General features: G+C 74.2%; 1 protein-coding gene. It reads left to right on the top strand.

Features of this window, described 5'->3' with window-relative positions; genetic code table 11:
- Positions 1-306: aminotransferase class I/II-fold pyridoxal phosphate-dependent enzyme (locus tag L687_RS0122100; RefSeq protein WP_031208130.1), on the top strand; the 306-nt coding region annotated here is incomplete at both ends.

The following is a 306-nucleotide window of genomic DNA, read 5'->3' on the forward strand; positions in this document are numbered from 1 at the left end:
GTCGGCGTCGGTCAGCCGCTGCTGATCGAGTCGCCGACGTACTGGGGGGCGATGCTCGCGGCCGCGCAGGCCGGCGTCGTGCTGGTGCCGATCCCGTCCGGTCCGCACGGACCCGATCCGGATGACGTCGAGCGGGCGTTCGCGCAGACCGGAGCCCGCGCGTTCTACGCGCAGCCGACCTTCGCCAACCCGACCGGCGCGCAGTGGCCGGTCGCGACGGGGGAGGCCGTGCTCGAGACCGTCCGTCGGCACGGGGCCTTCCTGATCGAGGACGACTGGGCGCACGACCTGGGGATCGACGGCGAC

The sequence above is a fragment of the Microbacterium maritypicum MF109 genome (genome assembly GCF_000455825.1).
In the GTDB taxonomy this organism is placed as follows: Bacteria; Actinomycetota; Actinomycetes; order Actinomycetales; family Microbacteriaceae; genus Microbacterium; species Microbacterium maritypicum_A.